This window comes from Nonomuraea sp. NPDC049309 (assembly GCF_043196965.1).
Lineage (GTDB): Bacteria > Actinomycetota > Actinomycetes > Streptosporangiales > Streptosporangiaceae > Nonomuraea > Nonomuraea fastidiosa.
Genome location: NZ_JBICSH010000014.1, coordinates 1 through 4,239, shown reverse-complemented (window position 1 = coordinate 4,239; position 4,239 = coordinate 1). Strand labels below are relative to the sequence as shown.

Genomic DNA, 4,239 nt, shown 5'->3' with positions numbered 1-4,239 from the left:
CCCACGGCATCCACACCACCGACCAGCAGCCGCCACAACCCCTCCGGACCATCGACCCCACCCGGATAACGACACGCCATCCCCACGATCACGATCGGTTCCCGAGCACGAGCCGTGAGCGCGCGGTTCTGCTGGCGCAGCTTGGCCGTCTCACGGAGAGAGGCGCGCAGTGCCTCGACGAGCTTGCCTTCGTTCTCCGCCATCTCCTCAGCCCTCCTCGGTCTCGTCGTCCGGCTGCCCGTCATGCAGCGCCATCCTGATCAGGCTTTCCGCGTCCAGCTCGTCGATGGCGTCGAGGTCCTCCGTCTCGTCGGGTGGTGTGGTTCCGTTCGCGGCGGCGGGTGTCATCCCGGCGAGTTCCAGCAGGCTGTCCAGCAGCCCGGCGGCGCGCAGCTTCGCCAGCGGCACGGTCTGCAGCGCCCTGCGGATCGCCGCCTCGTCGTGGCCGGTGCTCGCGGGGTCGGTGTCCGGCGCGATCTGCTTGAGCACGTAGTCGGCGACGGCTCGTACCGACGGGTGATCGAACACCAGCGTGGTCGGCAGCCGAAGCCCCAGAGCCGCGCCGAGGCCGTTCCGGAGCTCGACCGCGGCGAGCGAGTCGACGCCCAGCTCCTGGAACGCCTGGTCCACGGGTACGGACGCGGGCGAGTCGTGGCCGAGGACGGCGGCGGCCTGCGTACGCACGAGTTCGGTGACCGCTGTCCGGCGTTCCGTCTCCGGCAGCTCGGCCAGCCGATCGGCGAACGAGCCCCCACCGGCCGCGGTCTCCGCCGTGGCCCTGCGGCGTACCGGGACCAGCTCGCGCAGCAGCGCCGGCAACCGGTCCGGCTGAGCACGCAGCGCGCCCATCGACCAGCCGGCCGCCACCACGACCCCGCTGCGGCCCTCGCCGACCAGCCGATCCAGCACCGCCAGACCCACATCGGCCGTCACCGGGATCAGCCCCTCGCGCAGCATGCGCTCCCGATCCCGATCCGACAGCCGACCGGCCATCCCCTCCTCGGCGTCCCAGACGCCCCACGCCACCGACACACCCGGCAACCCGGCACGCACACGACCCAGGACGAGCGCATCTATCGCCGCGTTGGCAGCCGCGTAATTACCCTGACCCGCCGCGCCCAGCGTTCCCGCCAGCGACGAGAACACCACAAAGCGCGCAACGCGACCGTCCTGCGTCAGCTCATGCAGATGCCACAACGCATCCACCTTCGGCCGCAGCACCCGCTCCACACGCTCAGCCGACAACGACGAGATCACGCCATCGTCCACGACGCCCGCCGTATGCACCACCGCGCGCAACGGCCGGTCGTCGGGGATCTGCTTGAGCGCACCGGCCAGGGCGTCCCGGTCCGCGACGTCGCAGGCGGCGATCGTGACGTCGGCGCCCTTGCCGGCCAGCTCGTCGCGGAGGTCAGCGGCTCCTGGGGCGTCCAGGCCCCGGCGTGAGACCAGCAGCAGATTGCGTACGCCATGCTCGGCGACCAGGTGCCTGGCCACCACGGCGCCCAGACCACCCGTGCCGCCGGTGATCAGCGTCGTCCCATCGACCGGCCACACCGCGTCGGTCGTATCGATCGATGCTTCGGTGGATGGGGCGTGCGTCATGCGGGACACCCACAGTCGGCCGCCGCGCAGCGCGACCTCCGGCTCGCCGGACACCAGTGCGGCGCGCACGTCGGCCGTGAGGAGGTTCTCGTCACCGGCCGATGCTCCGTTCGCGCCGAGGGTGTTCGGAGCGAGGTCGATGAGGGTGATGCGGCCGGGGTCTTCGGCTTGGGCGGCGCGGACCAGGCCCCAGACCGCCGCCTGTGCCGGGTCGGGCGTCTCATCGTCCGTTACGGCGACCGCGCCGCGCGTGATGACCGCCACCGGGCGCGTGTCGCCCTCGGCCGACCAGCTCTGCAGGCCGGCCAGCACTTCTCCGACGGTCTGGCGTACGCGTGCGGGCACATCGCCGCCGGTCGTCGCCGAGGACGCGGCGTCCAGCACCCGCACCCCGCCCACGGACGCGCTCTCGGTGGTCGTGGCGAGGGGCCGCCAGGCCACCTCGTACAGCCAGCGTGTCCCGGCCGTGCCCGTCAACCGGCCCGCGGGGAGCGGGCGGGCGGTCAGCTCCTCGACCGACACCACCGGGCCGCCTGCCGGATCCGCGATGTCCAGGCGGGTGACCGCCTCGCCGTCCAACCTGCGCACCCTGACGCGCAGCGACGACGCGCCCGACGCGTGCAAGATCACGCCGCGCCAGTTGAACGGGATCAGCGGCCCGTCGCCCTGGTCCTCCGCCCCGCTGTCCAGCCCGGCGAGCATGCCCACGTGCATGGCCGCGTCGAGCAGCGCCGGGTGCACGCCATAGCCGGTCGGGTCGGCCCCGTCCGCCGGGAGCGACACCTCGGCGAAGAGGTCGTCGCCACGCTTCCACGCGCCGGTGAGCCCCTGGAAGGCGGGCCCGTAGCCGTAGCCGTGGTCGATGAGGCGGTCGTACAGGCCGGTGGTGTCGAGCGGCTCGGCGCCCGCAGGCGGCCAGGCCTGCCGCAGGTCCTCCGGCACGTCGGGCGGCGCGGCGGCCGGGGTGGCGGTGAGCGTGCCACCGGCGTGCCGGCTCCAGCTTCCGCTGTCGTCCTTGGAGTGGATGCCGATCTGGTGGCGTCCGTCCTCGTCGGGCGGGCTCACGATGACCTGGAGGGTGATGCCGTCGGCGGTGTCGGGGACGGGCAGGGGTGCGTGCAGGGTGAGCTCGTCGATGAACGGGCAGCCGACCAGCTCTCCGGCGCGCAGCGCCAGCTCGACGAACGCGGTGCCGGGCAGGATCGTCGTGCCGTTGATGGCGTGGTCGGCGAGCCACGGCTGGGCGCTCGCCGACAGGCGTCCGGTCAGGATCGCGCCGCCGTCCGGCTGCTCCACGACCGCGCCCAGGATCGGATGGTCGGCCACCCCCAGGCCCAGCGCGGCCGGGTCACCGGTCGGGGTCGAGTGCAGCCAGTAGCGGCGGTGCTCGAAGGGGTATGTGGGCAGGTCCGGATGGCCGTGACGTGCGCCTCCTGGGGTGTTCCAGGCGGGCCACGCGGTCCAGTCGAGGCTGACGCCCGACGTCCAGGCCCGGCTCAGCCCGGCGACCAGCTGGGCGGTCTCCTCCCGGTCGCGCCGCAACAGCGCCACCACCTCCGAGACCTCCTGGTGGGTGAGGCTCTGCTCGACCATGGGGGTGAGCTGGGCGTCGGGGCCCGCCTCGATGAAGCAGGTCACGCCCTGCTCCTGCAGCGTGGCGACGCTGTCGGCGAAACGCACCGGGCGGCGCACGTGCTCCACCCAGTAACCGGGCTCGGTGATCTCCTCGCCCGCCAGGGCACCGGAGACGTTCGAGATCAGCGCCAGTTGCGGGCGGCGCAACGTCAGCCCGGCGACGACCTGCTCGAACTCGGCCAGCATCGGCTCCATCAACGGCGAATGGAACGCATGCGACACCCGCAGCAACCGGGTCCGATGCCCTTGTTCGCGTGCCCACGCCACGATCTGATCGACCTGGGCGGCGGCGCCGGAGACCACGATGGCGCCGGGTGCGTTCACTGCGGCGATGGCCACCTGATCGTGACCGGCCAGCACAGAGGCGATCTCGTCCTCGCCGCAGCCGATCGCGGCCATCGCGCCACCGGCGGGCAGCGCTTGCATGAGCCGTCCGCGGGCGGCCACCAGACGGCAGGCATCCGCCAGATCCAGCACACCGGCGACGTGTGCGGCGGTGATCTCGCCCAACGAGTGCCCGGCCACAAAGTCGGGCCGGACGCCGAGTGATTCCAGCAGCCGGAACAGCGCGGTCTCGAAGGCGAAGAGCCCGGCTTGGGCGAAGACGGTCTGATCCAGCACCTCAGCGGGGGCTTGGCCGCCGAGGATGATGTCGCGCACGGTCAGTCCACCGGCCAGCTCGGCTGCGACGTTCGTGTCGGCGAGTTCGGCTTGCAGCAGCTCACAGGCTTCGTCGAAGGCGCGGGCGAAGACCGGGAACGCCGCATACAGCTCACGCCCCATGCCCGGGCGCTGGGCGCCCTGGCCGGAGAACACCACGGCCAACCGGCCCGGCCGCGCCCGGCCCACCACCGAAACCACCCGGCCGGCGGCCGGCTCCCCGGCAGCGCCTCCCGAGACCGGCTCCCCGGCTGCCAGGGCGCGCAGCCCGGCCAGCAGACCATCCCGATCCGAAGCCGCGAGCACCGCCCGGTGCTCCAGCGCGGCGCGGCGCGACAG

2 protein-coding genes are annotated in these 4,239 nt (G+C 73.0%); both read right to left on the bottom strand.

Going from position 1 to position 4,239, the window contains the following annotated elements; translation table 11 throughout:
• On the bottom strand, positions 1 to 203 hold a 203-nt coding region (locus ACGFIM_RS38805), incomplete at its 3' end, for a polyketide synthase docking domain-containing protein (RefSeq protein WP_393211660.1).
• Between the two features lie 4 nt (positions 204 to 207).
• On the bottom strand, positions 208 to 4,239 hold a 4,032-nt coding region (locus ACGFIM_RS38800), incomplete at its 5' end, for an SDR family NAD(P)-dependent oxidoreductase (RefSeq protein WP_393211657.1).